Source organism: Nocardioides sp. WS12, from assembly GCF_014108865.1.
Lineage (GTDB): Bacteria > Actinomycetota > Actinomycetes > Propionibacteriales > Nocardioidaceae > Nocardioides.
The window spans coordinates 410,652-434,736 of record NZ_CP053928.1 but is presented as its reverse complement, the minus strand read 5'-3'; the positions used below and the strand labels follow the sequence as shown (position 1 = coordinate 434,736).

Annotated in this window: 23 protein-coding genes; 13 read left to right on the top strand and 10 right to left on the bottom strand. The window is 69.9% G+C overall.

Annotation, left to right across the window (positions count from 1 at the left end):
- Positions 1 to 3: 3 nt before the first annotated feature.
- Positions 4 to 807, bottom strand: coding sequence for an ABC transporter permease (locus HRC28_RS01990; RefSeq protein ID WP_182378466.1), 804 nt, complete (start codon positions 805 to 807; stop codon positions 4 to 6).
- Positions 804 to 1,796 carry an ATP-binding cassette domain-containing protein gene (locus tag HRC28_RS01985; protein WP_182378464.1) on the bottom strand — a complete coding sequence of 331 codons (993 nt, stop codon included), beginning with the start codon at positions 1,794 to 1,796 and terminating at the stop codon, positions 804 to 806. Before HRC28_RS01985 ends, HRC28_RS01990 begins: the two co-directional genes overlap by 4 nt.
- Before the next feature lie 123 nt (positions 1,797 to 1,919).
- Here HRC28_RS01985 and HRC28_RS01980 point away from each other — a divergent pair, with 123 nt between their 5' ends.
- From HRC28_RS01980 to HRC28_RS01965, 4 genes are read left to right on the top strand one after another with little or no spacing between them, the layout of a single operon-like run.
- A complete protein-coding gene (locus HRC28_RS01980) occupies positions 1,920 to 3,146 on the top strand; it encodes a cytochrome P450 (protein WP_182378462.1) in 1,227 nt (408 codons plus the stop codon).
- Positions 3,143 to 3,685 (top strand): TetR/AcrR family transcriptional regulator, encoded by a 543-nt coding sequence (locus tag HRC28_RS01975; RefSeq protein ID WP_182378460.1) that lies wholly within the window; start codon positions 3,143 to 3,145, stop codon positions 3,683 to 3,685. The genes HRC28_RS01980 and HRC28_RS01975 overlap by 4 nt, the downstream gene beginning before the upstream one ends.
- Before the next feature lie 3 nt (positions 3,686 to 3,688).
- Positions 3,689 to 4,150: a hypothetical protein gene (locus HRC28_RS01970; RefSeq protein ID WP_182378458.1), complete on the top strand. Its 462-nt coding sequence runs from the start codon at positions 3,689 to 3,691 to the stop codon at positions 4,148 to 4,150.
- Between the two features lie 46 nt (positions 4,151 to 4,196).
- Positions 4,197 to 4,949: an alpha/beta fold hydrolase gene (locus HRC28_RS01965; protein WP_182378456.1), complete on the top strand. Its 753-nt coding sequence runs from the start codon at positions 4,197 to 4,199 to the stop codon at positions 4,947 to 4,949.
- Here HRC28_RS01965 and HRC28_RS01960 read toward each other — a convergent pair.
- Both HRC28_RS01960 and HRC28_RS01955 read right to left on the bottom strand, forming a co-directional pair.
- The gene (locus HRC28_RS01960; RefSeq protein ID WP_182380405.1) at positions 4,918 to 6,204 is read right to left on the bottom strand and encodes an MFS transporter; all 1,287 of its coding nucleotides are present in this window, start codon (positions 6,202 to 6,204) and stop codon (positions 4,918 to 4,920) included. The genes HRC28_RS01965 and HRC28_RS01960 overlap by 32 nt on opposite strands.
- A 137-nt stretch (positions 6,205 to 6,341) precedes the next feature.
- Complete coding sequence (locus tag HRC28_RS01955; protein ID WP_182378454.1) at positions 6,342 to 7,913, bottom strand: hypothetical protein; 1,572 nt, start codon at positions 7,911 to 7,913, stop codon at positions 6,342 to 6,344.
- A gap of 151 nt (positions 7,914 to 8,064) precedes the next feature.
- Here HRC28_RS01955 and HRC28_RS01950 point away from each other — a divergent pair, with 151 nt between their 5' ends.
- From HRC28_RS01950 to HRC28_RS01930, 5 genes are all read left to right on the top strand, one after another.
- Positions 8,065 to 8,430, top strand: coding sequence for a YciI family protein (locus HRC28_RS01950; RefSeq protein WP_182378452.1), 366 nt, complete (start codon positions 8,065 to 8,067; stop codon positions 8,428 to 8,430).
- Positions 8,427 to 9,638, top strand: a complete 1,212-nt coding sequence (locus tag HRC28_RS01945) for an RNA polymerase sigma factor (protein WP_182378450.1) — start codon at positions 8,427 to 8,429, stop codon at positions 9,636 to 9,638. Before HRC28_RS01950 ends, HRC28_RS01945 begins: the two co-directional genes overlap by 4 nt.
- A 159-nt stretch (positions 9,639 to 9,797) precedes the next feature.
- Positions 9,798 to 11,759, top strand: coding sequence for a M3 family metallopeptidase (locus tag HRC28_RS01940; RefSeq protein ID WP_182378448.1), 1,962 nt, complete (start codon positions 9,798 to 9,800; stop codon positions 11,757 to 11,759).
- Between the two features lie 132 nt (positions 11,760 to 11,891).
- Complete coding sequence (locus HRC28_RS01935) at positions 11,892 to 12,683, top strand: PadR family transcriptional regulator (RefSeq protein ID WP_182378446.1); 792 nt, start codon at positions 11,892 to 11,894, stop codon at positions 12,681 to 12,683.
- A gap of 77 nt (positions 12,684 to 12,760) precedes the next feature.
- Positions 12,761 to 14,110, top strand: a complete 1,350-nt coding sequence (locus HRC28_RS01930) for a hypothetical protein (RefSeq protein WP_182378444.1) — start codon at positions 12,761 to 12,763, stop codon at positions 14,108 to 14,110.
- A gap of 7 nt (positions 14,111 to 14,117) precedes the next feature.
- On the opposite strand, the gene HRC28_RS01925 is transcribed toward HRC28_RS01930, so the two are convergent.
- From HRC28_RS01925 to HRC28_RS01910, 4 genes are all read right to left on the bottom strand, one after another.
- Positions 14,118 to 15,248 (bottom strand): serine/threonine-protein kinase, encoded by a 1,131-nt coding sequence (locus HRC28_RS01925; protein ID WP_182378442.1) that lies wholly within the window; start codon positions 15,246 to 15,248, stop codon positions 14,118 to 14,120.
- Between the two features lie 192 nt (positions 15,249 to 15,440).
- Positions 15,441 to 16,367, bottom strand: a complete 927-nt coding sequence (locus HRC28_RS01920; RefSeq protein WP_182378439.1) for a GNAT family N-acetyltransferase — start codon at positions 16,365 to 16,367, stop codon at positions 15,441 to 15,443.
- Positions 16,368 to 16,415: 48 nt separating this feature from the next.
- Complete coding sequence (locus tag HRC28_RS01915; RefSeq protein ID WP_182378437.1) at positions 16,416 to 16,970, bottom strand: YceI family protein; 555 nt, start codon at positions 16,968 to 16,970, stop codon at positions 16,416 to 16,418.
- Positions 16,971 to 17,150: 180 nt separating this feature from the next.
- Complete coding sequence (locus HRC28_RS01910; RefSeq protein WP_182378435.1) at positions 17,151 to 17,288, bottom strand: hypothetical protein; 138 nt, start codon at positions 17,286 to 17,288, stop codon at positions 17,151 to 17,153.
- 238 nt (positions 17,289 to 17,526) lie between these two features.
- Here HRC28_RS01910 and HRC28_RS01905 point away from each other — a divergent pair, with 238 nt between their 5' ends.
- A complete protein-coding gene (locus HRC28_RS01905; protein WP_182378433.1) occupies positions 17,527 to 17,790 on the top strand; it encodes a hypothetical protein in 264 nt (87 codons plus the stop codon).
- An 8-nt stretch (positions 17,791 to 17,798) separates the two neighbouring features.
- Entirely contained in the window at positions 17,799 to 19,634 is a 1,836-nt protein-coding gene (gene glmS, locus HRC28_RS01900) for a glutamine--fructose-6-phosphate transaminase (isomerizing) (protein ID WP_182378431.1), read from the top strand.
- Between the two features lie 18 nt (positions 19,635 to 19,652).
- Here the strand turns inward: glmS and HRC28_RS01895 are convergent, their stop codons facing one another.
- Entirely contained in the window at positions 19,653 to 20,981 is a 1,329-nt protein-coding gene (locus tag HRC28_RS01895; RefSeq protein ID WP_182378429.1) for an endonuclease/exonuclease/phosphatase family protein, read from the bottom strand.
- Between the two features lie 150 nt (positions 20,982 to 21,131).
- Between HRC28_RS01895 and HRC28_RS01890 the strand changes: the two genes are divergently transcribed.
- Positions 21,132 to 22,853, top strand: coding sequence for a DEAD/DEAH box helicase (locus tag HRC28_RS01890; RefSeq protein ID WP_237111658.1), 1,722 nt, complete (start codon positions 21,132 to 21,134; stop codon positions 22,851 to 22,853).
- An 11-nt stretch (positions 22,854 to 22,864) separates the two neighbouring features.
- The gene (locus tag HRC28_RS01885; protein ID WP_182378427.1) at positions 22,865 to 23,482 is read left to right on the top strand and encodes a lytic transglycosylase domain-containing protein; all 618 of its coding nucleotides are present in this window, start codon (positions 22,865 to 22,867) and stop codon (positions 23,480 to 23,482) included.
- Here HRC28_RS01885 and HRC28_RS01880 read toward each other — a convergent pair.
- A complete protein-coding gene (locus HRC28_RS01880) occupies positions 23,479 to 24,081 on the bottom strand; it encodes a hypothetical protein (RefSeq protein ID WP_182378425.1) in 603 nt (200 codons plus the stop codon). The genes HRC28_RS01885 and HRC28_RS01880 overlap by 4 nt on opposite strands.
- Between the last annotated feature and the right edge of the window lie 4 nt (positions 24,082 to 24,085).

Here is a 24,085-nt window from a genome sequence, read left to right as displayed (position 1 = left end):
CGGCTACTTGCTGGTGGTGAGGCGGTACTGCCGCACGGCGAGCGGGGCGAAGATGACCAGGATGATCCCGACCCAGATCAGCGTGTAGAGGACCGGGTTCTGCATCGACCACGCGTCGGTGGGCTCGAACCCGCCGGTGTTGCCGAACAGTTCGCGTGAGGACTGGGTCAGTGTCGACACCGGGTTCCACTCGACGATGGTGCGCAGCACGCCGTCGAAGGACTCGGTCGGGACGAAGGCGTTCGAGACGAACGTCAGCGGCATGATCACGATGAACGACGCGTTGTTGATGACCTCGACGCTCGGCACCAGCATGCCGACGAACGCCATCACCCAGCTGACGGCGTAGGCGAAGAGCAGCAACAGGGCGAAGCCGAGGATCGCGTCGACGAAGCCCTCGCGGATCCGCCAGCCGACCAGCAGGCCGGTCAGCGCCATGATGATCAGCGACAGAATGTTGTAGACGACGTCGGAGGTCGTACGACCGACGAGGACCGCCGAGCTCGACATGGGCAGCGACCGGAAGCGGTCGATGATGCCCTTCTGCATGTCCTCGGCCAGACCGGCGCCGGTGAACGTGGCACCGAAGACGACCGTCTGGGCGAAGATGCCCGCGATCAGCCACTCCTTGTAGTTGACCGATCCCGGCGGATCGATCGCTCCGCCGAACACGAACGCGAACAGCAGCACGAACATGATCGGGCTGATCAGCACGAACACGAGCACTTCGGGCACGCGCTTGATCTTGATCAGGTTGCGCTGGGCGACGACCCAGCCGTCGGTGAGGGCCTGGACTGCGGTGCTCACTTCGCCAGCTCCTTGGCATCGGTGTCGGTCGCGGCGTCGGCTTCTTCAGCCGCGTGACCGGTGAGGGAGAGGAACACGTCGTCGAGGGTCGGCCGTCGCAGGCCCACATCGAGGACGGTGACGGAATCGCGCTCGAAGCCCTGCAGGACGTGCAGCAGGTGGCCCGCGCCGCGCCCGGAGACGGCAGCGCTGAGCTCGCGCCCGTTGTCACTGACCCGGACGTCGCCGACCGCGACCTCCGCGACGGTGCGGACGGCGGCGTCGCGGTCCTCGGCGTCGGCGAGGACCACCTCGATCCGCTCGCCACCGGTCGTGGCCTTGAGCTCGTCCGCGGTGCCGTGCGCGATCGCCTTGCCGTGGTCGATGACGACGATGTCGTCGGCGAGGCGGTCGGCCTCCTCGAGGTACTGCGTCGTCAGCAGCAGCGTCGCCCCACTGGCGACGAGCTCGCGGATGACGTCCCACATCTGCTGGCGGCTGCGCACGTCGAGCCCGGTGGTGGGCTCGTCGAGGATCAGCACGGGCGGCTCGGCGACCAGCGCTCCGGCAAGGTCGAGCCGGCGGCGCATGCCGCCGGAGTACGTCTTGGAGGGACGGTCGCCCGCTTCGGTGAGGTCGAAGCGCTCGAGCAGTTCGCGGGCGCGGGCCTGCGCCCGAGTCTTCCCGAGGTGGTAGAGCCGGCCGACCATGACGAGGTTCTCGTAGCCGGTCAGGTGTTCATCGACAGCGGCGTACTGCCCCGACAGTCCGATCTTGGCGCGTGCTCCGGCCGGGTCGGTCAGTACGTCGACGCCGGCGACCGTCGCCGAACCGGAGTCCGGCTTCAGCAGCGTTGTCAGGCAGCGGACCGCGGTCGTCTTGCCGGCGCCGTTGGGGCCGAGCAGCGCGAGGACCTTGCCCTCGGGGACGGCCAGGTCGAGCCCGGCCAACGCCTGCACCGCCTTGTAGCTCTTCGTCAGTCCGCTGGCGCGGATCATTGCTTCGCTCATGGTTTGCGTGTTCTCTCTCGTTGTTGCGGGTGCCCTACCTCGAACACTAGAGACCCGCACCGACATCCGGACTCATCGCAGGGAGCACTGGACATATCTGTCAATGTGTCTCATTCTGGATACATGTCAACTCAGACGTCCCGTGACTTCTATCGCCCGGGCGGCGGCGAAGCGTGGCGCGACCCGTGGTCGTCGTACGCCGTGCTGCGGGAGCAGGATCCGGTGCACCACGTCGTTCCCGTGGGCCGCCCCGACGCGGACCACTACGTGCTGTCCCGCCATGCCGATGTCCTGGCGGCCGCTGTCGACGTGGCCACGTTCTCCAGCGGGCAGGGCCTGACCGTCGAGTACGACGAGCTCGAACGGATCGGGCTCGTCGACAACCCGCCGTTCGTGATGACCGACCCGCCCGTCCACACCGCCTTCCGGCGGCTGGTCGCACGCGGCTTCACGCCCCGCCAGGTGCGCGACATCGAGCCGGCCGTGCGGTCGTTCGTCGTCGAGCGGGTGGAGCGGCTGCGGGAAGTGGGCGGCGGTGACGTCGTCGCTGAACTGTTCAAGCCGTTGCCGAGCCTGGTGGTCGGCCACTACCTCGGGGTCCCCGAAGCAGACCGGGCCCGGTTCGACGAGTGGAGCACCGCGATCGTGGGCGCCAACGTCGGCGCGGGAGACGTGAGCGGGACGGATGCTGCGAGCGCAACCGTCGAACTGATGGGCTACTTCACCGACCTGATCGAGCGCCGACGTCGGGAACCGGGCGACGACACCGTCTCCCAGCTGGTCGCGGCCGGCGTGGCCGACGGACCGGAAGCGGATGCCGGCCTGCTGTCGATCCTGGCGTTCGTGTTCACGATGGTGGCCGGCGGCAACGACACGACCACCGGGGCGCTGGGCGGAGCGGTCCAGTTGCTGTCGTCGCGTCCGGACCAGCGGGCCCTGCTCGTCGCCGACCCGTCGCTGTTGCCCGACGCGGTCGAGGAGTTCCTGCGGTTGACCTCGCCGGTCCAGGCCCTGGCGCGCACGGCGGTGCGCGACGTCGTACTGCACGACAAGCTGATCCCGGCTGGCCGCAAGGTGCTCCTGCTCTACGGCGCCGCGAACCGCGACCCGCGTCGCTACGGGCCGGACGCCGAGGAACTCGATGTACGGCGGCGGCCCAGTCAGATCCTCAGCTTCAGCCAGGGCCACCACCACTGTCTCGGTGCCGCCGCTGCGCGGATGCAGATCCTGGTGGCGCTCGAGGAACTGCTGGCGCGGATCCCCGACTTTCGTGTCGACGACGCGGCCATCACCTGGGCCCCCGGTCCCTACGTACGACGTCCGCTGGGTGTCCCGTTGGTGTCGGGATGAGCGACTGGGTGGATCGGCGTGCACCCGCCGTCGAACGGATCCTCGACGCGGCGGGTGGCCTGTTCGCGGCGAAGGGCGTTGACGTCGTGGGGATGTCCGACATCGCCGCCGCGGCGGGGTGTTCGCGCGCGACGCTCTACCGCTACTTCCCCGACCGTCCGGCGTTGCAGTCGGCGTTCGTGCAGCGGGAGGCGATCCGGGTGGGCGGGCTGGTGGCGGCCGACCTCGCCGCACTCCCTGGTGGGGCGGACCTGGTCACCGAGGCCGTGTTGTCGTCGCTGCGGCACGTGCGCGACGCACCCGCACTCGCTGCATGGTTCGGTGGCGGCGACGCCGGACGCACGGCCGATCGGGCCATCGAGTCCGAGGTGATCGAAGCGCTCGGCCTCAGCATGGCGCCCGACCCCGATGCCGCCCGCTGGCTGGTCCGCGCGATCGTCTCCCTGCTCACCGTCCCCGGCCGCGACGGTGAGGACGAGCGCAGGATGGTGGAGCGGTTCGTGGCGCCCGTGGTGGCAAGGGCCGTCTGGCACGCTTGAGCGATGCGCCTCGCCCTTCTTGCCCTGGCCCTTCCCGTGCTGGTGCTGGCGGGGTGCGCGGGCAACGATGACGCGGGCGCGACGGACGACGTGAGTGCTGTGACGTCGACGGCCCAGCAGGACACCGCGACGCCCACCCCGACCCCGTCGCCGACGGCATCGCCGCCCCGGAAGAGCTCTCCGGCGGAGGCCAGATCCGTCCGCGACGACGTCGAGACCGTCGCCGTCTCGCTGGAGAGCTTCTATCGAGGCGGCGAGTACCCGCGCGACCTCGCTGCGGTGAAGGCAACGCTGGACGACGCCGGCCTCGCGTTGTCGCCGGGCAACCGCCTGGGGAGCTACACCTACGACGCGGACCGCGTCGAGTTCACGTTGTGCGTCGAGCACCGGGGTGGCGCGTGGGCGTCGTACAACACGGCGCCGATGACGATCCAGGAATCGGGAGCGACCGGCGGCTGCCCGTGACGAAACCCGGTCGACGGCGCCGTCCGTGATGAGGTTCGATCAGGGCATGATCCTTTCCCACGACGACGAGGGCTCCGGTCCGGCGGTCGTCCTCCTGCATTCCGGTGTCTGCGATCGACGCATGTGGGACGAACAGGTCGCTGCCCTCGCGCCGTCGTACCGCGTGATCCGCGCGGACCTGCGGGGGTTCGGGGAGACGCCGATGCCGGGTGAGCGGTTCTCGTTCGCTGACGACGTGGTCGCGCTGCTCGACCATCTCCAGGTCGACCGTGCCGCGTTCGTCGGCTCCTCCTTCGGTGGACGGGTGGCACTGGAAGTGGCGGTCACCGCCGCCGAGCGGGTCGCGTCGCTGGCCCTGCTGTGCCCGGCGTTGCGGGGACTCCCGAGCACGCCTCAGGCGGATGCCTTCGACGAGGAGGAGGACCGACTGCTCACCAGCGGTGACGTGGCGGCGGCGGTGGAACTGAACGTGTCCACGTGGCTCGGCCCGGAGGCCTCTGCTGCGAGTCGTGACCTCGTCCGCGAGATGCAGGCGCACGCCTTCGCGGTCCAGTTGGCCGCCGAGGAGCAGGATCCCGAGCCCGAGGCGACGCGGGTCGACGTGGACCTGGCGCTGGTGTCCGTTCCGACGCTGGTCGTGAGCGGTGGTCTCGACGTCGACCACTTCCAGAACATCGCGCAACACATCGCCGACTCCGTGGCCGGGGCGCGCCTGGAGCATCTCCCGTGGGCCGGGCACCTGCCCAGCCTCGAGCGGCCCGCCGCGGTCAACGCGTTGCTGGCGGAGTTTCTCGCGTGATCCGGTAGCGAACGAACGACGGCACGGCGAACGCCGCCACCACGGTCAGCAGCACGACGAGCAGGCCACCTCCGGCAGCCGCGGTCGCCGTACCCACCATGGCGGCGGTGGCGCCGTGGGCGACGTCCGCGATGCGCGGACCACCCGCGACGACGACGATGAAGATGCCCTGCAGGCGGCCGCGCACCTCGTCGGCCGCGGCGCTCTGGAGCATGGACGAGCGGAAGGCAGCCGAGGCCATGTCGGCGGCGCCGCCGATGGCGAGCATCAGGACGGCGACCACCAGCCAGGCATGCGGGGACCCCGGCAGTTGGTCGGCGCCGAACACGGCCAGGCCGAACCCGACCATGGCCAGGCCCCACACCACGATGCACCAGATCACGGCGCGGCCCTGACGGGTGATGCGCGAGACCCAGCCGGAGAAGACGCCGCCGATCACCGCACCTGCGGGGATTCCGGCGAAGAGCAGGGCAAACGCCAGCCCGCCCTCCTCCGGACCGAGGAAGCTCTCGTGGGCGATCTGTGGGAACAGCGCACGCGGCATGCCGAAGACCATCGCGATGATGTCGACGACGAAGGACATCATCAGCACGGGCTGGGTGCGCAGGTAGGTGATGCCCTCGATGACCGAGCGCAGGCCGGGGGTGCCGGTCACGCCCTGGATGGGTAGCGGTGGCAGCCGGAGGACCGCGAACAGCGTCGCGAAGAGACACACCGCGTCAGCGAGGTAGAGCCACGAGAACCCGACGAACGGGATCAGGATGCCGGCGACCAGCGGCCCGCCGATCGCGCCGGCCATCATCACCGTCATGTTCAGCGAGTTGGCCGCGGGCAGTTCCTCGGGTTCGAGGAGGCGCGGAAGGATCGCCGACCGGGTCGGCTGGTTGACCGCGAAGAACGCCTGCTGCACCGCGAACAGGCACAGCAGCAACCAGACATTCTCCAGTCCCAGTGCGGCTTGCAGCCAGAACAGCACCGCCGTACCGATCAGTCCGGCCGTGGTCACCAGCAGCAGCGTGCGGCGGTCGAAGTGATCCGCCAGGGCCCCGCCCCAGAGGCCGAACACGACCAGCGGGACGAGGCCGAAGAGCCCGGTCAGGCCGACGTACGCCGACGAGCCGGTCTGCGCATAGATCTGCGCCGGGACTGCGACGACCGTCAGTTGCGCACCGACGACGGTGATGATGTTCGCGGTCCACAGCCGCCGGAAGTGCTGGTTGCGCAGGGGCCGGGTGTCGGCCAGCATCCCGCGCATCTTCACCCGGCAAGGCTACGGACGGCAGTTCCGCTGCGTGGCACCGGGAGCAGAGCGGGAAACGGGCGGCAGCGCGGCGAGAGCAGCGCCTTCTGGCAGCTTGCTGCCCGCGTCGCGGCGAAGACGCGCTCGCCCCATCAGGCTTGCACCGGCGGCCAGCAGTACCGGTAGTGCGGGATCTTGTCGAAGTCGGTGCTCTCCCAGCCGTAGCCGCTGACCACGTCGCCGACCGCCTCGGCGGTGCGGACCAGCGCGCCGAGGACCCCACGGTCCAGGGCGCTCTGCCTGTCGACAGGAGCCCGAACCGCCGTACCCACGGACAATTGGGCCTGCAGGACGTCGCGTTCGTACGACGCCCAGCGCTCCCGTCCGACGACGTACTCGGGTGCGTCGCGGTAGGCGACGACGACCCGGCTGCCACCGCGGAACCGCTTGCGCATCTCGCCGTCGGCCGCTGGTTCCTTGTCCGCGCCGGTGGAGACGGTGTGGGCGGTCCCGCCAATGATGTTGCCGGCCTGGTCCTGGGTGACCTGCGCGCTGTAGCAGTCGCGGGGCTTGATGCCGACGATCGACAGGTAGGCCTGGAGCAGCTCGGCCGCGGTGCCCGGCAGGTAGGGGAACGGCGACGGGACGAGCGGGCGCTTGTCGGTGCGGGGCATCACGACGCGGCGGATCTCCAGCCAGTTGAGCACCGCGACCTGCAGGTCGGGCGGCGGGATCACCTGCAGCGGTCGGGCCGCCCGCATCCGGTCGACGGCCCCCACGGCGAGGCCGGCCGGATGCAGGACCACGACACCCGTGACGCCGGCCAGGACGTACGGATCGCTGCCGCCACCGTCCTCGCCGCCGCTGCCTCCGCTGGCATCGACCGCCACGCGACGTGCGATGCCGAGGCACTGCTCGGGTCCGAGGTCCCCGGCCCGGAGGTACTCCACGCCGAGGTCCTCGTCGAGCACCGACGGCTCACCGGGACGTCGTGCGGCCCAGGTCTCGCGGGCATCGAAGGAGACGGCGGTCGGCGGCGGTGCGGGCGGCAGCGCGGCCAGCGAAGCGTGCGTGATCTCCCACTCGACGATCGCCGCCCGGCCGATCCCGAGCTTTCCGGGGACGTGGTCCGGGACCCGCGCGACGCCGTACACGAGGTCGGGACGGCCGGCGAGGCCCGACGTACCGAGCCAGGCGCACAGGTCGTCGAGGGGCTTCTTGCGGTCCGCGGGGATCCGCGTGAACACGACGGGGCTGCGGTCGGCGGCGAGGTACGGCGTCCGCGCCTCGTCGCGCATCGCCCGCTCGGAGGCGGACTGCTCCGCCGGGTTGTTGCTGACCGGGGGGAGGCGTGGCGGGGGAATCGGGCGGCCCTTGACCGTGTCGCGCAGGGCTTGTTTGAAGCCGTCCTTCGCCTGCGCCATCTGCTGTCCGATGTCGAAGGTCGTCATCTGCTCGCGGTCGGGCATCGGTCCGTAGACGTAGTCACCCGCGGGACCGAGCAGGACGCGTCGGGCCCGTTCGTTGGCGATCGTGTCGTCCACCGACTGCTGCGCCCGGGCCATCGCCTCTTCGTACTGCGCCCGTTGTTCGGGCGGCAGGGCCGCGAGCTGCTCGGGTGTGAGGCGCCCGCCGTTGGCCATCGCCTCGCGGCTGGCGGCCAGTCCCTGCTTGATCGCCTCGGGGCTGAACGCCTGCCCGATCTGCTTCAACTTGTTGAACACAAGCCGAGCGTCCTCCCGTCGGGGGCCGCTGTCACCGATTCCGGTTGAAAAGTTTCGTGGCAGGCTGTCGTATCGGGGGTGCCCTCTTCGTGGTGAGGGTGAGAGGCGGTCATCGGGGCCGGTTCGAACACACCAGTTCAAGGAGATCGCAATGACGCAGTACCTGTTGACCGTTCACGGCAGCGAAGAGGAGAACGCCAAGGTTCCCGAGGACCAGTGGCCCGTCCTGTTCGCCGCCGTCGAGGCCTTCAACGAGCAGGTTCGTACCGACGGCGTGTGGGTCTTCGCGGGTGGACTCGAGGGTGCCGAGACGGCGACCGTCGTCGACAACTCGGGCGACAGCCCGGTCTTCACCGACGGTCCCTACCTGGAGACCAAGGAGCACATCGGTGGCTTCTGGATCATCGACGTGCCCGACCTGGACGCCGCGCTGAAGTACGCCGCCGCCGGCTCCAAGGCCTGTCAGGGCAAGGTCGAGGTTCGTCCGTTCCAGGCCGAGCCCCCGGCCGACGCGTGAGCGAAGCTTCCCTCGCAGTCGAGCGGATCTTTCGCGAGGAGTACGGCCGCCTGATTGCCTCCCTGGTCCGCCGCTTCGGTGACATCGACATCGCTGAAGAGGCGGCCGGGGAGGCGCTGGTGACCGCCCTCGAGAAGTGGCCCGAGGGCGGCGTGCCGCCCAATCCGGGTGCGTGGTTGACCACCACGGCCGGCAACCGGGCCATCGACCGGCTCCGCCGCGAGAAGCTCCGCGATGGCAAGCACCAGGCGGCCGAGATGATTCATGACGACACCCCCCACGAGCCGACCGGCGTCATCACCGACGACCGGCTCCGGCTGATCTTCACCTGCTGTCACCCGGCCCTGGCGCCGGAGGCCCGGATCGCGCTGACCCTGCGCCTGATGGGCGGACTGACCGTCGCCGAGATCGCGAGCGCCTTCCTCGTCCAGGAGACGACGATGGGCCAGCGGATCACCCGCGCCAAGACCAAGATCAAGGGCGCGAACATTCCCTACCGGGTGCCGTCCGCGGAGGACCTGCCCGAGCGGGTCGGCGCCGTGCTCGCCGTACTGCTCCTGATCTTCAACGAGGGCTATCTGTCCGCCAGCGACGGTGACCCCATCCGCGCGGACCTGACCGGCGAGGCGATCCGCCTGGCCCGGATCCTGCACGAACTGTTGCCCGACGATCGCGAGACCACCGGCCTGTTGGCGATGTTGTTGTTGACCGAGTCGCGGCGCAAGGCGCGGGTCCGGCACGGCGAACTGGTCCCGCTCGACGAGCAGGACCGCGGCGGGTGGGACCGTGCGCTGATCGCCGAGGGGCACGCCCTGGTGCGCGAATGCCTGGCCGCCAATCGGCCCGGCCGCTACCAGATCCTCGCCGCGGTGAACGCCGTTCACACCGACGCCCCGTCCGCTGCCGACACTGACTGGTCGCAGGTCGCGGCGTTGTACGACCAACTGGTGCGCCTCGACCCGTCGCCCATCGTCGCGCTCAACCGGGCCGTCGCGATCGCCGAACTCGACGGCCCCGAAGTCGCCCTCGCCCAGGTCGACCGCCTGTCCCTGTCCGGCTACCACGCCTGGCACGCCACCCGCGCCGACCTCTTCCGTCGCCTCGGCCGCAGCGCCGAGGCGCGCCAGGAGTACGACGCCGCGCTCGCCTGCTGCGACAACACCGCCGAGCGCGCCTACCTCACCCGCAAGCGCGGCGAACTGGTTTGACGCGAGGTGCGTGGGTTTCTCACACGAAGTGCGCCGGTTTCTCTGTCGAGGTGCGCCGGTTTCTCATCTGAGGTCAGAAACTGCCGCCCCTCGACAGAGAAACCCAAGCACTTCGACAGAGAAACCTCCGCACTTCGCGCCCGCTCCTAGGCTGTGCCCATGACCACGGAGCCCCTCGCCCTCCCGACCTCGCCCGACGCCTGGCCTGCCTGGATCCGTGATCGGGCGGCGTCCGAACTGGCGCTGGCGACCGAGCTGGTCGAGGGACTCCGCACCGATCCTCCGGCCGACCCGGTCGCCGTACTCCGGCAGTGGGACCGGGCGGGTGGGCACCTCGGCAACGTCGCGGCAGTCGGCTCGCTGTTCGGCAACGTGCACCCCTCCGAGGAAGTGCGCGAACTCGCGGACAACGCCGAGCAGGAGGCCTCGCGCGTCGGAACCCGGTGGAGCCTCGATCGGGAGTTGTACGACGTCTTTGCCGCCATCGAGGACAGCGCGATCGCCGATGACCCGCTCGCCACGCGGCTCCTGGCGAAGGTGCGCGCCGACTTCCGCCGCTCGGGTGTCGACAAGGACGAGGCGACGCGCGACCGGATCTCGGCGATCCGCGAACGGATCACCGAGCTGGACCAGGAGTTCAGCCGCGTGATCCGCGACGACGTCCGCACCATCCAGGTCGCCCCGGACCAGCTCGACGGGATGCCGGCGGACTGGCTCGAGGCACACCCGGCCGACGACGAAGGCCTGGTCACCGTCACCACCGACTACCCCGACTCCGTGCCGGTGCGGATGTTCGCGCACGACCAGGACGTCCGCCGTGACATCACGATCGCGTTCCAGGAGCGCGGCTGGCCGACGACCGAAACACTCCTCGAGGAGCTGTTCAGCCTGCGGCACGAGCTCGCCACCACCGTGGGCTACGCCGACTGGCCGTCGTACGACGCCGACGTGAAGATGATCGGCACCGGACCCGCCATCCCGACGTTCATCGACAAGATCGCCGCCGCTGCCGAGGAGCCGATGCAGCGCGACCTCGGGCAGTTGCTCGTGCGCTACCGCCGCGACTTCCCGGACGCCACTGTCGTCCCCGGCTACGACTACAACTACTACGCCGAACTCGTGCGGGCCGAGAAGTACGACGTCGACTCGCAGCGGGTGCGCACGTACTTCGACTTCGGCAAGGTCCGGCAGGGACTGCTCGACGTGACCGGCCGGCTCTTCGGGTTGCGCTACGAGCAGGTCGACGTACCCGTGTGGCACGAGGAGGTGACGGCGTACGACGTGTTCGGGGCTTCGAGGCTCGCTGACGCTCGCACCTCAACCACCGGGCGGATCGGGCGGATCTACCTCGACCTCCACCCCCGCGACGGCAAGTACAAGCACGCCGCGCAGTTCACCCTCGTCGACGGGGTCGAGGGTGAGCAGGCACCCGAGGGCGTCCTGGTCTGCAACTTCGCCCGCGGCCTGATGGAGCACGACCACGTCGTCACGCTCTTCCACGAGTTCGGCCACCTGTTGCACCACGTGCTCGCGGGCCACGGCGACTGGTTCCGGTTCGCCGGGGTCGCGACCGAGTGGGACTTCGTCGAGGCGCCGAGCCAGATGCTCGAGGAGTGGGCCTGGCACGCCGATGTGCTGCGGACCTTCGCCACGGACGTCAACGACGAGGCGATCCCGGCCGACCTCGTCACCGCGATGCGCGACGCCGACGACTACGGCAAGGGGATCTTCGCGCGCACCCAGATGTTCTACGCCGCGATGTCGTACTGGTTCCACGCCGACCGCGCCCGCGCCGAGGTCCCCGACCTCACCGACCGGATGGTCGAACTGCAAGGCAAGTACGCCGCGCTTCCCTATCTCCCGAACACCCACATGTTCGCGAGCTTCGGTCACCTCGGCGGCTACAGCTCCGGCTACTACACCTACATGTGGTCGCTGGTGATCGCGAAGGACCTGTTCAGCGCCTTCGACGACACCGACGTGTTCGCCGAGGACGCGGCGACCCGCTACCGCGACCGGATCCTCGTCCCGGGCGGTGCCGGCGATGCCGCGGACCTGGTCGCCGACTTCCTCGGTCGGCCGTTCTCGTTTGACACGTACGCCGCCTGGCTGGCTCGCTGAACTCCTGGGTCTTGTGTTCGCCGAACAGTCGGCGTACGCTTGCGATATATCGCGATAGCAACACGAAACATCCCGCGGTATTCACAAGCCAGGGGCCGATCGCCCCGCCCGATACACGAGGAGGTCCTCACCATGGGACGCCACAACTTTCAGCAGAACTTCGAATCATCCGATGACCGCGACTCCTTCGGCCGTGGAGAACCCCGCGGCTTCCAGCGCCGCCAGCGCGGCGGCTTCGGCCCCGGCGGCGGTCCCTGGGGCGGTCCCTGGGGTGGCTGGGCCCAGTGGGGCGAGCCGGGACGCGGTGGCCACAGCCACGGCCCCGGTGTGCCCCCGCCGTGGCTCGCAGGTCTCTTCGGCCAGGGTCGCCCCGAAGGCGGCCGCGGTCCGCGGGTACGACGCGGCGACGTCCGCTCCGCGATCCTCGACGTGCTCCGCACCGCCAACGAGCGGGAGGAGTCGCCGAACGGCTACCAGGTGATCCAACAGATCACCGAACGCAGCGGCGGCGCGTGGAAGCCGAGCCCCGGCTCGGTCTACCCCCACGTGCAGCAGCTCCAGGACGAGGAGCTCGTCGAGCTCGACGACGCCCAGGGCCGCCGCTCACTGCGGCTCACCCCCAAGGGAGCGACCTGGTGTGCCGAGCACGCCGATGAGCTCGCGGCGGTGTGGGTGCCGTTCGACCGGAGCCGTGACGGTGCCGAGGGTCGGGGTGCTGGCGCCGCCGGTCACGCCGACCTCAAGTCCGAGATCGGACAGGTCATGGGTGCGGTCTGGCAGATCGTCAGCGCCGGATCCGACGCCCAGCGTCGGGCCGCCGTCGACGTACTCGTCGAGGCCCGCAAGGGGCTCTACGGCATCCTCGCCGCCGGCCCCCAGGCCGCCGACGACGCCGACAACGAGGCCGACGACACCGACGCCTGAGCCGCGCTCACCACAATCCCCCGCCGGGATCACTCGGCGGGGGATTGCGCATGCCTCGGCGCGGATAGGCTCCCTCCGTGTTCTCCCGTCGACTTCCCGCCGCCTTCGCCGGCGTCGCGTGCCTGTCCTGGCTGACGCTGACGACCGGGTACGGCGCCGCGGCGGCCCTCGCGCCGTCCGATCCCGTCGACCTGGGTGGCGCGAGGCTGTCGGCCACGCCGAGCACCAGCCCCGCCGAGCCGACGCCGCTCGCTCCCGGTCTGTGGAAGGCGACGCTCGCCCCGGAGTTCCCGCAGTACTTCAGTTACCAGCGCCGGATCAACGAGAGCAACGTCCACATCGGCGTGCTCGGCGCGCCGCAGGGTGTCGACAGCGACGGCATCAAGGTGACTGCCGGGGTGCGGACCGAGGGCAGCACTGACCTGACCGGTTGCGGCGACGAGAGCGACTCGTCGGAGTACGTCGTACCGCAGGCCGTGGTCGGCAACCGCGTGATCGTGGGCGACGAGGACGGCAGTACGGGCGACACCTGCCGTGCCGCCGACACGGTGTTCATCGCTGTGAGCCGGACCTCCAGCAGCGCCGAGGACCTGCCCTATGTCATCAAGATCGTCGAGGAGGCGCCCGTCTCCGACGGTGGCGGAGTCGAGCCCGACGATGCCCCGGTCTACGAGATCCCCGAGCCGGTCGGTGCCTCGGACGAGGCCGGCGCCGCGTCGTTCGACGATGCCCCGAAGGTCGACGCCCATTCCGGGACGGTCACCATCGAGACCACGATCAAGGAAGGCACCGAGCTGCTCTGGAGGGTCCCGCTGGCCTGGGGTGACCTGCCGGTGGTGCGGGTCGACGTACCGGCCGCCTCGAAGGAGCACGCCGAGGACTTCGCCCACAGCGGACCGGACCTGAGCGTGCACCTGATCGACCCGCTGCGCGGGCGCCTGCGCTACGTCAACACTGAACGCGAGGATTCCGCCACCGGCCAGTACGTCGCGAGTGAGACCGGCGAGACCGACCAGCTCGTCGCCGCCGGCTACCCGGTCCGCCGCGCCAACGGTCGCCTGCCCGGTGACTACTGGATCTCGCTCGCCGCCGAGGCCGTGCCTGAGGCCGAGGTCGAGGACCGCGACCCCGTCGACATCCCCGTGACGATCACGGTGGCTGTCGATGCGACGGACGCCGCTACGCCGACGTACGACGGCGTGGCGGTCTCGCACGACAAGTCGACCAACGTCGACGGCTACTCCCCGAAGAAGCCGTTCCTGGTCGCCGACGACACGTTCTCCGCTGCTGCGTCGGGCAACCCGGTGGTCGACAGCGACGACTCCGACGGCTGGCTCAACGGCCGCCATCTGGCTGGTCTGGGCCTCGGTGCCGCCAGCCTCGCCTGCCTCGCCGGCGGCCTGTTCCGCCTGCGCGCTCGCCGCTGACCAGCACTCAGCCCAGCAGCAGGATCAGCGCGACGATCAGGCCCACGACGCCGAGCGCGAGCAGCACGAAGGCGTCGACCGGCGGACCCGTCCGGGCTCCGTGCTGCGGGCGGGGTGCGTCGAGTCGGGTGGGTGCGGCGGCCGGGTGCGGCGGCAGCACGGCCGTGCCGATCGGAGGCGTCGACGGAGGTGCCGACGGTGGTGCCGATGGAGGAGCGTTGTAGCCCGGCGGCGGGGGCGGCGGCGGGTACGACGTCGTGGGCAGGTTGGTCGCGGAGATGTCCGGCGTGGGCGTCGGGTACTCGTCCGGGACCTCGAGATCGTCGACCAGGGCCGGGTCGTCCCAGCGTGCGGCGAGGGACACGAGGGCCGGGTGCGAACGGAGTACCGCTGCGCTCGGACGCTGCAGGGCGTCGTACGACGTCGCGGCCTCGACCACGTCGAGGATCGCGTCGTGTTCGGGGTTGCCGTTACGGAGCGCGGCGACGTCGATCGCCGGCGGCTCGCCGTCGCTGGGCGGGCGCTGGCCGGTCAGCATCTCGAGGATGACGACACCGAGCGCGTAGATGTCGGCGCTCGGATCGGGGTCGGAGCCGCGGTACTGCTCGGGTGCCATGTAGCCCGGCGTGCCGATGACCATCGCGACGTGGGTCAGGCGCGGTTCGTCGCTGGGCACCGCGATGCCGAAGTCGGTGAGGCGCAGGTGCGGTCGCGAGCGGCCGGTGGGTTCGAGCAGCAGGTTGCCCGGCTTGATGTCGCGGTGCACGATGCCCGCTGCGTGCACGGCCTCGAGGGCTTGCAGGGTCTGGTCGGCGAGGACTGCGATCCAGCGTGGCGGGAGGGTGCCGCCGCTGCGCCGAGCCAGCTGAGAGACCGAACCGCCCCGCACCAGCGGCATCGTGAACAGGACACGATCGTCGACACCAGCCCAGGACTGCGGGGTCACGACGTGCGTGTGATCGATCCGCACTCCCTGCTCGCGGACGAAGCGCAACAGCATTGCGGCGTCGGTCTGTCGCAGCATCTTGGCGGCCTTGACGTCGCCCGCCGTGCGGTCCAGGACGCGCCACACCGTCCCCATGCCACCGGTGGCAATGGGGTCGAGCAGTTCGTAGCGTCCCGCGAAGACCTCACCCATGGGAGGGAGCCTATCCAGCGCAGAGTGTCTTCACGCCTGCGCCGAGTTTCCCCGGGGTTTCGAGGCTCGCTTCGCTCGCACCTCAACCACCGGGGCTGAGTCGGATCGGGGGTTTCGAGGCTCGCTTCGCTCGCACCTCAACCACCGGGGCTGAGTCGGATCGGGGGTTTCGAGGCTCGCTTCGCTCGCACCTCAACCACCGGGGTTGAGTCGGATCGCCCGGTGCGGCCACACGGAGGCCGGGCGCATGCCGACCTTCTCGTACAGCGACAGGGCGCCCGTGCGGGAATCGGTGGACAGGCTGGACGACGTTGCGCCCCGCTCGCGACCGGCGGCGAAGACGGCCACCAGCAGCGCCTGGGCCAGGCCCCGGTTGCGATGCGAGGCGGCCACGGCCAGCTTCGACACGTAGGTGTCGAGGCCGTTGTCGACCGGGGAGTTCCACGCGTTGGCCACCCCTGCGACGGTGCCGTCCGGCGCGGTGATGACCTGCAGGTGCCACGGTTCGAAGCCGGGTCTCTGCCAGACCCGCGCCGCGAAGTCCTCGAACGGCGCGCGTGCGCGCACTGCCCACTCGAGGAACGCGTCCTCGGTCACGGTCCACACCTGCTCGTGATCGGCCGCCGTCGCCTCCCGCACCACGTAGCCGTCGGGCAGCGCGCGCTCCCGGACACTCGCGCCCGCGGGCAGTCGCAGCACCCAACTGGTCCACCGGACGTCGTACCCGAGAGCGGTGAGGAGGTGGTCGCCCGCCGAACCCTCGGGCACGGGCATGCCGAGCATCGCGGCGCCGCGGCTGCGGGCCAGGTCCTGCACCCATCCGGCGAGCCAGGTGCCGATGCCGCGTCCGCGATGCGACGGCAGTACGGCGGCGTCGTACCGCTCCTCGCCCATGTACTCGACGTACGCGACGATCCGCTCGCCGTCGAGGATGCCGATCGAGTTGGCGGAGAGGTCGTACGACGGCTGCTGCCACTCGCTGACGAGATCCTCCTCCTCGACCTCCGCGACGCCCACGTCGGTGCGTTCCTGCTCGGCGATCAGCTCGTAGACGGCTCGCGCGTCACCGGGGACCAGCGGCCGGGTGACCAGGCCGGACGGCAGGGAAATGGCGGACACCCGGGGAGTCTTGCGGACTCACCCGGGTGTCGCGAGGCGTTTTCTGGATCAGGCGTTCTTGATCGCAGAGATGTCGAACTCGAGCTTGATCTTCTCGGAGACGAGCACGCCGCCGGTCTCGAGCGCGGCGTTCCAGGTCAGGCCCCAGTCCTTGCGGTTGACGGTGACGTCGCCCTCGAAGCCCACGCGGATGTTGCCGAACGGGTCCTTGGCGGAGCCGTTCTCCTCGAAGTTGATGGTGACCGGCTTGGTGACGTCCTTGATGGTCAGGTCGCCGGTGACGGCCCAGTCGGTGCCGTCGCGCGAGACGTCGGTCGAGACGAACTTCCACTCGGGGTAAGTCGCGGCGTCGAAGAAGTCGGGGGAGGAGAGGTGGCCGTCGCGGTCGGCGTTGCCGGTGCTGACGCTGCCGGCGGCGATGGTGACGGTCACCGACGAGTTGGCCGGGGTGGCCGTGTCGATGTGGGCGGTGGCGGACCAGTCGCCGAACTGGCCGCGGACCTTGGTGACGACCGCGTGGCGAGCCACGAAGCCGAGGCGGCTGTGCGCCGGGTCGACGGTGTAGTCGCCGGTGATGTCGGAGAGGGCTGCGTTGTCGGTCATGAGGAGCTCCTTGGAGTCGGGGGATCGTTGAATCTTCAATGACTTGAACCAATGGTGACACGTCAACCATTCCCTCGCAAGGGGTGACCTGGCCCACGTTGCCACACCGGCCCACCCTCCACGGGCCCCCAAAAAGCAGGAAGCCGCCCCCGTTGGGGGCGGCTTCCTTGATGTCTTGAGTCAGGCGGCAGCGTGAGTGTGCGCGATCGCGGGCTGGCCGACCTCGATCCACACCGCTTCCATGCGGGTGCGGCCGTCAGCAGCGGTCACGGGCACCCAGCGCATTTCGAGCCTGGACGTCGTCTCGGTGTTGGTCATGGGACACCTCCTGTTCACCTTGTGTTCACCAAGATAGCACGTCCCCCACTCCGAGCCCAGAAAACGCCCAAAATCACGATGACTCGCTCCACCTGAGCACTGGATCGCTCGTTCCATCCTCACCTTTCGCTCCATTGGGGGCCGCCGTGACGACGGTCACTTCCGACAACCGGCCGGAATCTGCCCATTTCCGGGCAGGAAGTTGAGATTTGGTGGGCAAAGTTGCAGTCTCGTTCTTGTGTACGTCGACCCGCGGCTCCTGCACCACGTCCAGGAGTCCAGTGGGCTGACCGCATCCGAGGCAGAACGCCTCGTGGAGGACGTCTTGTCCTTCCATGCCGAGTCGGTGGAGGACCTGGTCCGCCGCCGCCACGGCGAGCTGAAGACCTTCGGTGCGAAGAACGCCGAGATCTTCGCCCGACTCCGCGACGAACTGAGCGGCCACCTGGTGGCCGCGCCCGATCTCTCCGAACGCCAGTTGCGTCGGATCATCTACGGATAGGAATCACCATGTGCGGCATCGTCGGTTACATCGGCACCCAGCAGGCGGCTCCGCTGCTCCTGGAAGGGCTGACCCGGCTCGAGCACCGCGGCTACGACTCCGCCGGGGTGGCGGTCGTCGGCAGCAGCGGGGTGAAGGTGGCCAAGCGGGCCGGCCGCGTCCGCGACCTCTCGGACGGTCTGCCCAAGCGGTTCTCCGGGAAGGTCGGCATCGGCCACACCCGGTGGGCGACCCACGGACCGGCCAATGACGTCAACGCGCACCCGCACACGAGCGTCGACGGCCGGGTGGCTGTCGTCCACAACGGGATCATCGACAACGCGTCGGCGCTCCGTGCCGAGCTGGCTGACCAGGGCATCGAACTGGCGTCCGACACGGACACCGAGGTGCTCGCCCACCTCATCGCCCGCTCCACCGCGTCGACGCTGGAGGCCCGGGTCGCCGAGGCACTGAGTCGGATCGACGGCACCTACGGCATCGCTGTCACCCACGCCGACTTCCCGGATCGCATCGTCGTGGCCCGCAACGGCAGCCCGCTGCTCATCGGCGTCGGCGACCACGAGATGCACATCGCGTCCGACCTGGCCGCGCTCATTCGCTACACGACGACGGTGGCGCACCTCGAGGACGGCGAGATGGCCACGGTGACCGCGGGCGGCTTCAAGACCTATCGCCTCGATGCCTCCGGGATGTCCGCTACGAACCGCAGTGCCAACGAGGTCGACATCGACCCCGAGTCCTATGAGGCCGGGGACCACGACTCCTTCATGCACAAGGAGATGCTCGAGCAGCCCGCCCGGGCGGAGGCCGTGCTGCGCGGCCGGATGGACGAGCGGTTCGGGACCGGCCACCTCGGCGGCCTCAACATGGACGCCCGCCAGTTGCGTGCGATCAAGCGGGTCAAGATCCTCGGTTGCGGTTCGGCGTACTACGTCGGCCAGATGGGCGCGGCGCTCATCGAGGAGCTGGCGCGGATCCCTGCGGATGCCGAGGCGGCCAGCGAGTTCCGCTACCGCAACCCGATCATCGAGCCCGACACCCTCTATGTCGTCGTCAGTCAGTCGGGCGAGACCATCGACTCCCTGCTCGCCGTCCAGGAAGTACGACGCAAGGGCGGCCGCGTGATCGGGCTCGTCAACGTCGTCGGCTCCGCCATCGCCCGTGAGGTCGACGGCGGCATCTACCTGCACGCCGGGCCGGAGGTGGCCGTCGCGTCCACGAAGGCGCTGACCAACATGTACCTCGCGTTCGCGCTGCTCGCCGTCCAGCTCGGTCGGGTGCGCGACCTCTCGATCTCCGACGGCCGGCGCCTGATCGCCGGACTCACCGCGATCCCCGGCCAGATCGCGGAGATCCTCGCGGCCGAGGACCAGCTCGCGAAGGTGGCACGCTCGCTGGCGCAGGCCGAGAGTCTGTTCTTCATCGGCCGCGTGCGGGGCTTCCCGGTTGCCCGTGAGGGCGCCCAGAAGTTCAAGGAGATCAGCTACCGCCACGCGGAGGCCTACCAGACCAGCGAGCTCAAGCACGGTCCGCTGGCCCTCATCTCCACGGCCGTCCCGACGATCGCGATCGTGCCGGACGACGAGCTCGTCGAGCGCAATGTCGCTGCCCTGCACGAGATCAACGCACGGGGCGGCCCGCTCACGGTGATCACCCACGCCAGCGTGGACCTCGGTGACCTCGCGGACGTGGTCGAGCGGATCGACGTACCGCGCAGCGAGCGCGAGCTGGACCCGATCCTGCTGACCATCCCGCTCCAGGTGCTGTCGTACCACGCTGCGCTGGAGCTGGGTCACGACATCGACAAGCCCCGCAACCTGGCGAAGTCCGTCACCGTCGAGTGACTCCGTAGCGGGTGGACCTCACGGGGACGGGATGATCGCCGGAGCGGCCACGGGGATGCGGAGCGAGACCAGGACCGGATGGTGGTCCGACGGCATCGGCGCGAGGTAGCGGGAGCCGTCCATCCGGTAGTCGACCTCCCAGGTGGCCACGTGTGCGCGGGCCGGAGCGAACACCCGATCGAGGTGATTGCCCCACCTCCACGACGTGCGGGGCGTCGTGCTCGTCCCGCATGCGGAGTTGCGGTACGGCCGGGAGAGGTAGCGAGCCGCCTGGTCGTAGGCGTCGTCCTGGCCGTCGGCGTACATCCGGTACAGCGGGGTGTCCCTGGCGTGGCTGCGGGTCGAGTTGAAGTCGCCGGCATAGACGATGGGCGAGCCGGGGAAAGTCGCCTTGACCGTGTCGGCCAACAGGTCGGTCTCCAGGCCTCGTCGAGTGCCGCCCGCTGTGTCGTCGCCGTTCCAGAGGTGCGCGCTGACCACGACGACGTCCTGCTGGGAGGCCTTCTCGCGCACCTTCACCCAGCACGCGCCGTGAACGGGGTCGTCGTACCGCGCGAAGGAAACACCGCCGGCGGTGCCCGGCACGACTTCGTAGGTGGCGTCGCGGACGAACAGGGACTGCAGGTCGTGGGACGGGTGGCCGGTGCCGTCACCGGTCTGGCAACCGCGGGTGAAGGTGCCGCCGAGCGCGCTGGTCAGGTAGGGCGTGGCCAGGTTGCCCTCCTGGATGGCGACGATGTCGGCCCGTCGGCCGGTGGCGCCGACATTCATCTGGAGGACCCTGTCGCGCACCCGGGGGCCGCGGGCACTCCACGCGCCCAGCGTGCTGTTGCAGGCGCTGCTGCAGGTGTTGTAGGTCCCGATCACCATCGGGATCGAGCTCGGCGGCACTGGCCGGTTCGATCGAACCGTGACCTTGCAATGGAGGCCTCCGCGATAGCCGAAGCCGCTGCGGTTGCGAGCGCGGATCTGGAAGCAGTACGTCGACCCGGCGCGGAGTCCGGTGGCGACGCCCCGCTGGACGCTGCTGCTGGTCCCGCGGACCCGCACGGTCCGCTTGGTGCTGGAGCCCTGGACCTCGGTGCTCGAGATCGCCCCGGACGAGAGGGCGAACTCGATCTCGTACGACGTCGCGCCGCGCACGCGCGGCCACTGCACCTCGACGGCCACCGACGGTCCTCGGTTGAGGATCTGCGCGTTGACCCACGAGATGCCGGCCCGGCCCGGCTTGGCAGCGAAGGCGGGAGCAGCGCTCAGACCGACCAGTGGCAGAGCACAGACGAGTGCAACGAGGGCTCCCGCCCAGCGATGTGTCCCGTGGGTTCGCATGCCGATCGTCGTGCGCATCGAGTCCCTCTCCCTGCCTCTCCCTGCCAGTCGGCAACCGGGATGACGACCTGAGAAATCCCGCCGCCGGGGGCGCCGCCGGGGAGGGTGACCCATCGCACCGCGCTGACGATCGCCCGTGATAAGCCTCACGGCCCTAGGCTGAGGGGTGTGAGTGAGCCCGCAGAGCAAGAGACCGCCACGTTTGCCGACCTCGGTCTCGGCGAGCGGATCCTGAAGTCGCTGTCGAACGTCGGCTACGAGTCGCCGTCCGCCATCCAGGCGCAGACCATCCCGCACCTCCTCGAGGGCCGCGACGTGATGGGTCTCGCGCAGACCGGAACCGGCAAGACGGCCGCCTTCGCGCTGCCGATCCTGGACCGCCTCGACATCAACCAGAAGACGCCCCAGGCGCTGGTCCTGGCGCCGACGCGTGAGCTCGCGATCCAGGTCTGCGAAGCCTTCGAGAAGTACGCCGCCACGATCAAGGGCGTCCACGTCCTCCCCGTGTACGGCGGCCAGGGCTACGGCACCCAGCTCTCCGCGCTCCGCCGTGGCGTCCACATCGTCGTCGGCACCCCCGGCCGGATCATGGACCACCTCGAGAAGGGCACGCTGGACCTCACGCAGCTGCGTTTCCTGGTCCTCGACGAGGCCGACGAGATGCTCAACATGGGCTTCGCGGAGGACGTCGAGACGATCCTCGCCGACACCCCGGACAACAAGCAGGTCGCGCTGTTCTCCGCGACCATGCCGAGCCAGATCAAGCGGCTCTCGGCGAAGTACCTCAACGACCCGGTCTCCATCTCGATCGAGCGGAAGACCCGCACGGCCGAGAACATCAAGCAGCGGTACCTCATCGTCAGCTACCCGCAGAAGGTCGACGCGCTCACCCGCATCCTCGAGGTCGAGAACTTCGAGGGGATGATCGTCTTCGTCCGCACCAAGAGCGAGACCGAGCTCCTCGCCGAGAAGCTGCGTGCCCGGGGCTACAGCGCCGCTGCGATCAGCGGTGACGTCCAGCAGGCCCAGCGCGAGCGGACCGTCAACCAGCTCAAGAGCGGCAAGCTCGACATCCTGGTCGCCACCGACGTCGCGGCCCGTGGCCTCGACGTGGAGCGGATCAGCCACGTCGTGAACTACGACATCCCGACCGACACCGAGGCCTACGTGCACCGGATCGGCCGCACCGGTCGCGCCGGCCGCAGCGGTGACGCGATCTCGTTCGTCACCCCGCGCGAGCGCTACCTGCTCAAGCACATCGAGAAGGCGACTCGCTCGACCCTCGAGCAGATGCAGCTCCCGACGGTCGAGGCCGTCAACGTGACGCGTCTGGCCCGCTTCGACGACCAGATCACCGCGGCCCTCGAGTCGCCGAGCATCTCGTTCTTCCGCGACGTGGTCAGCCACTACATCCGCGAGCACGACGTGCCCGAGGTCGACGTGGCCGCCGCCCTGGCGATCGCGATGCAGGGCGACACCCCGCTGCTGCTCGACCCGGCCGCCGAGCGCACGGTGCGCGCGAAGTCGTTCGACCGCCCCGACCAGGGCGACCACCGCAAGCGCGACGGCTACGGCTCCGACCGTGGTGGCTCGCGTGGCGACCGACCCCGCCCCGACCGGAGCGACCGTCCGCCGGCAGCCGGCCTGGCGGCGTACAAGATCCAGGTGGGCAAGCGCCACAAGGTGGAGCCCCGCCAGATCGTCGGCGCGCTCGCCAACGAGGGTGGTCTCGACCGCCGCGACTTCGGCCGGATCACGATCCGCCCGGACTACTCCGTCGTCGAGCTCCCCGCGAACCTCTCCGCCGAGACCTGGGCGAAGCTCAAGACCACGCGGATCAGGGGCAAGCTGATCGAGCTGCAGGTCGACCAGGGTCCGCCGCAGCGCTGATCGGACTGGCTGTGAAGCAATGGTCGCGTCGCGCGAGGGCAACTGCCCCCGTCGCGGTCGCGACCATTGCTGTCCTCGGCGCCGGGTGTGCGGCGACGCCGGCGGAACCCGAGGCCACGGCCTCACCCAGCGTCGCAAGTACGACGCCCGCTGCGCCCGCCTCGACCTCGGCCGTGCCGGCCCCGTCCGCACCGTCGGCGACTCCGGCGAGGCTGTCGGGTGCCCGCGCCGACGTACCCCTGATCGAGATCATGGCCCAGCTCGCCCGCCGGGCTGAGCGGATCGCCAAGAACCTGCCGAAGGTCGTCATCCCCACCGACGTCGACCGCGGCAGCAACCGGGCGCTCGGCTACCAGCTGATGATCGAGTTCGGCTTCCCTGCGGACCAGTGGCCCTACCTCGACGCGCTGTGGCACCGCGAGTCCGGCTGGAACCAGTTCGCCGACAACCCCACCTCCAGTGCCTACGGCATCCCGCAGTCCCTGCCCGGCAGCAAGATGGCCGTCGTCGGCGCCGACTGGCAGACCAACCCGGAGACCCAGATCCGCTGGGGGCTGGCCTACATCGCCGCGCGCTACGGCAACGCCCAACGGGCGTGGGCCCACTCGGAGCAGGTTGGTTGGTACTAGGCCGGTTCTGACGTGCCCTGGTGGACGTCGAGTCGGAGCGCTCGCGCGATCAGGTCGACGAGCGGGCCGAGCAGCACGATGACGGCGATCGTGCCGACACCGACCGTGGCGCCGAGCAGCCAGCCGATCAGCGCGCCGCCGCCCTGGACCGCGCTGTAGGTCCAGCGGAACGGGACCGGCGGGTCCCAGGCGAGGGCCGCGGCCTCGGTCGGGCCTGCGCCGGTCTGGCTGCCGAGGTAGGTCGCGATGCCGAGCGCGAGCACGGGGAACGCGATCGCCAGGAACACGATCCGCAGGGCCAGGTCGTCGGGCCGGTCGAGCACATCGAGAGCGACCGTGACGGTCGCGCCGACGAGGAACACCTGCACCACGGTGCCGACGCCCGGGATCACCTTCCGCAGCGCGGCCAGCGCCACGAAGACCACGCCGATGCCGAGGTTGGCGACCCAGAACTCGACGTCCAGCGACATCGCGACGCCGTTGACCAGCGTCGAGTAGCCGTCGGAGCCGAGGTCCGCGCGGAGCAGGAAGCCCACTCCGATGCCGAGGACGATGCAGCCGCCTAAGAGCAGGCCGTAGCGGCGGAGGAGGGGGGCCACGGCA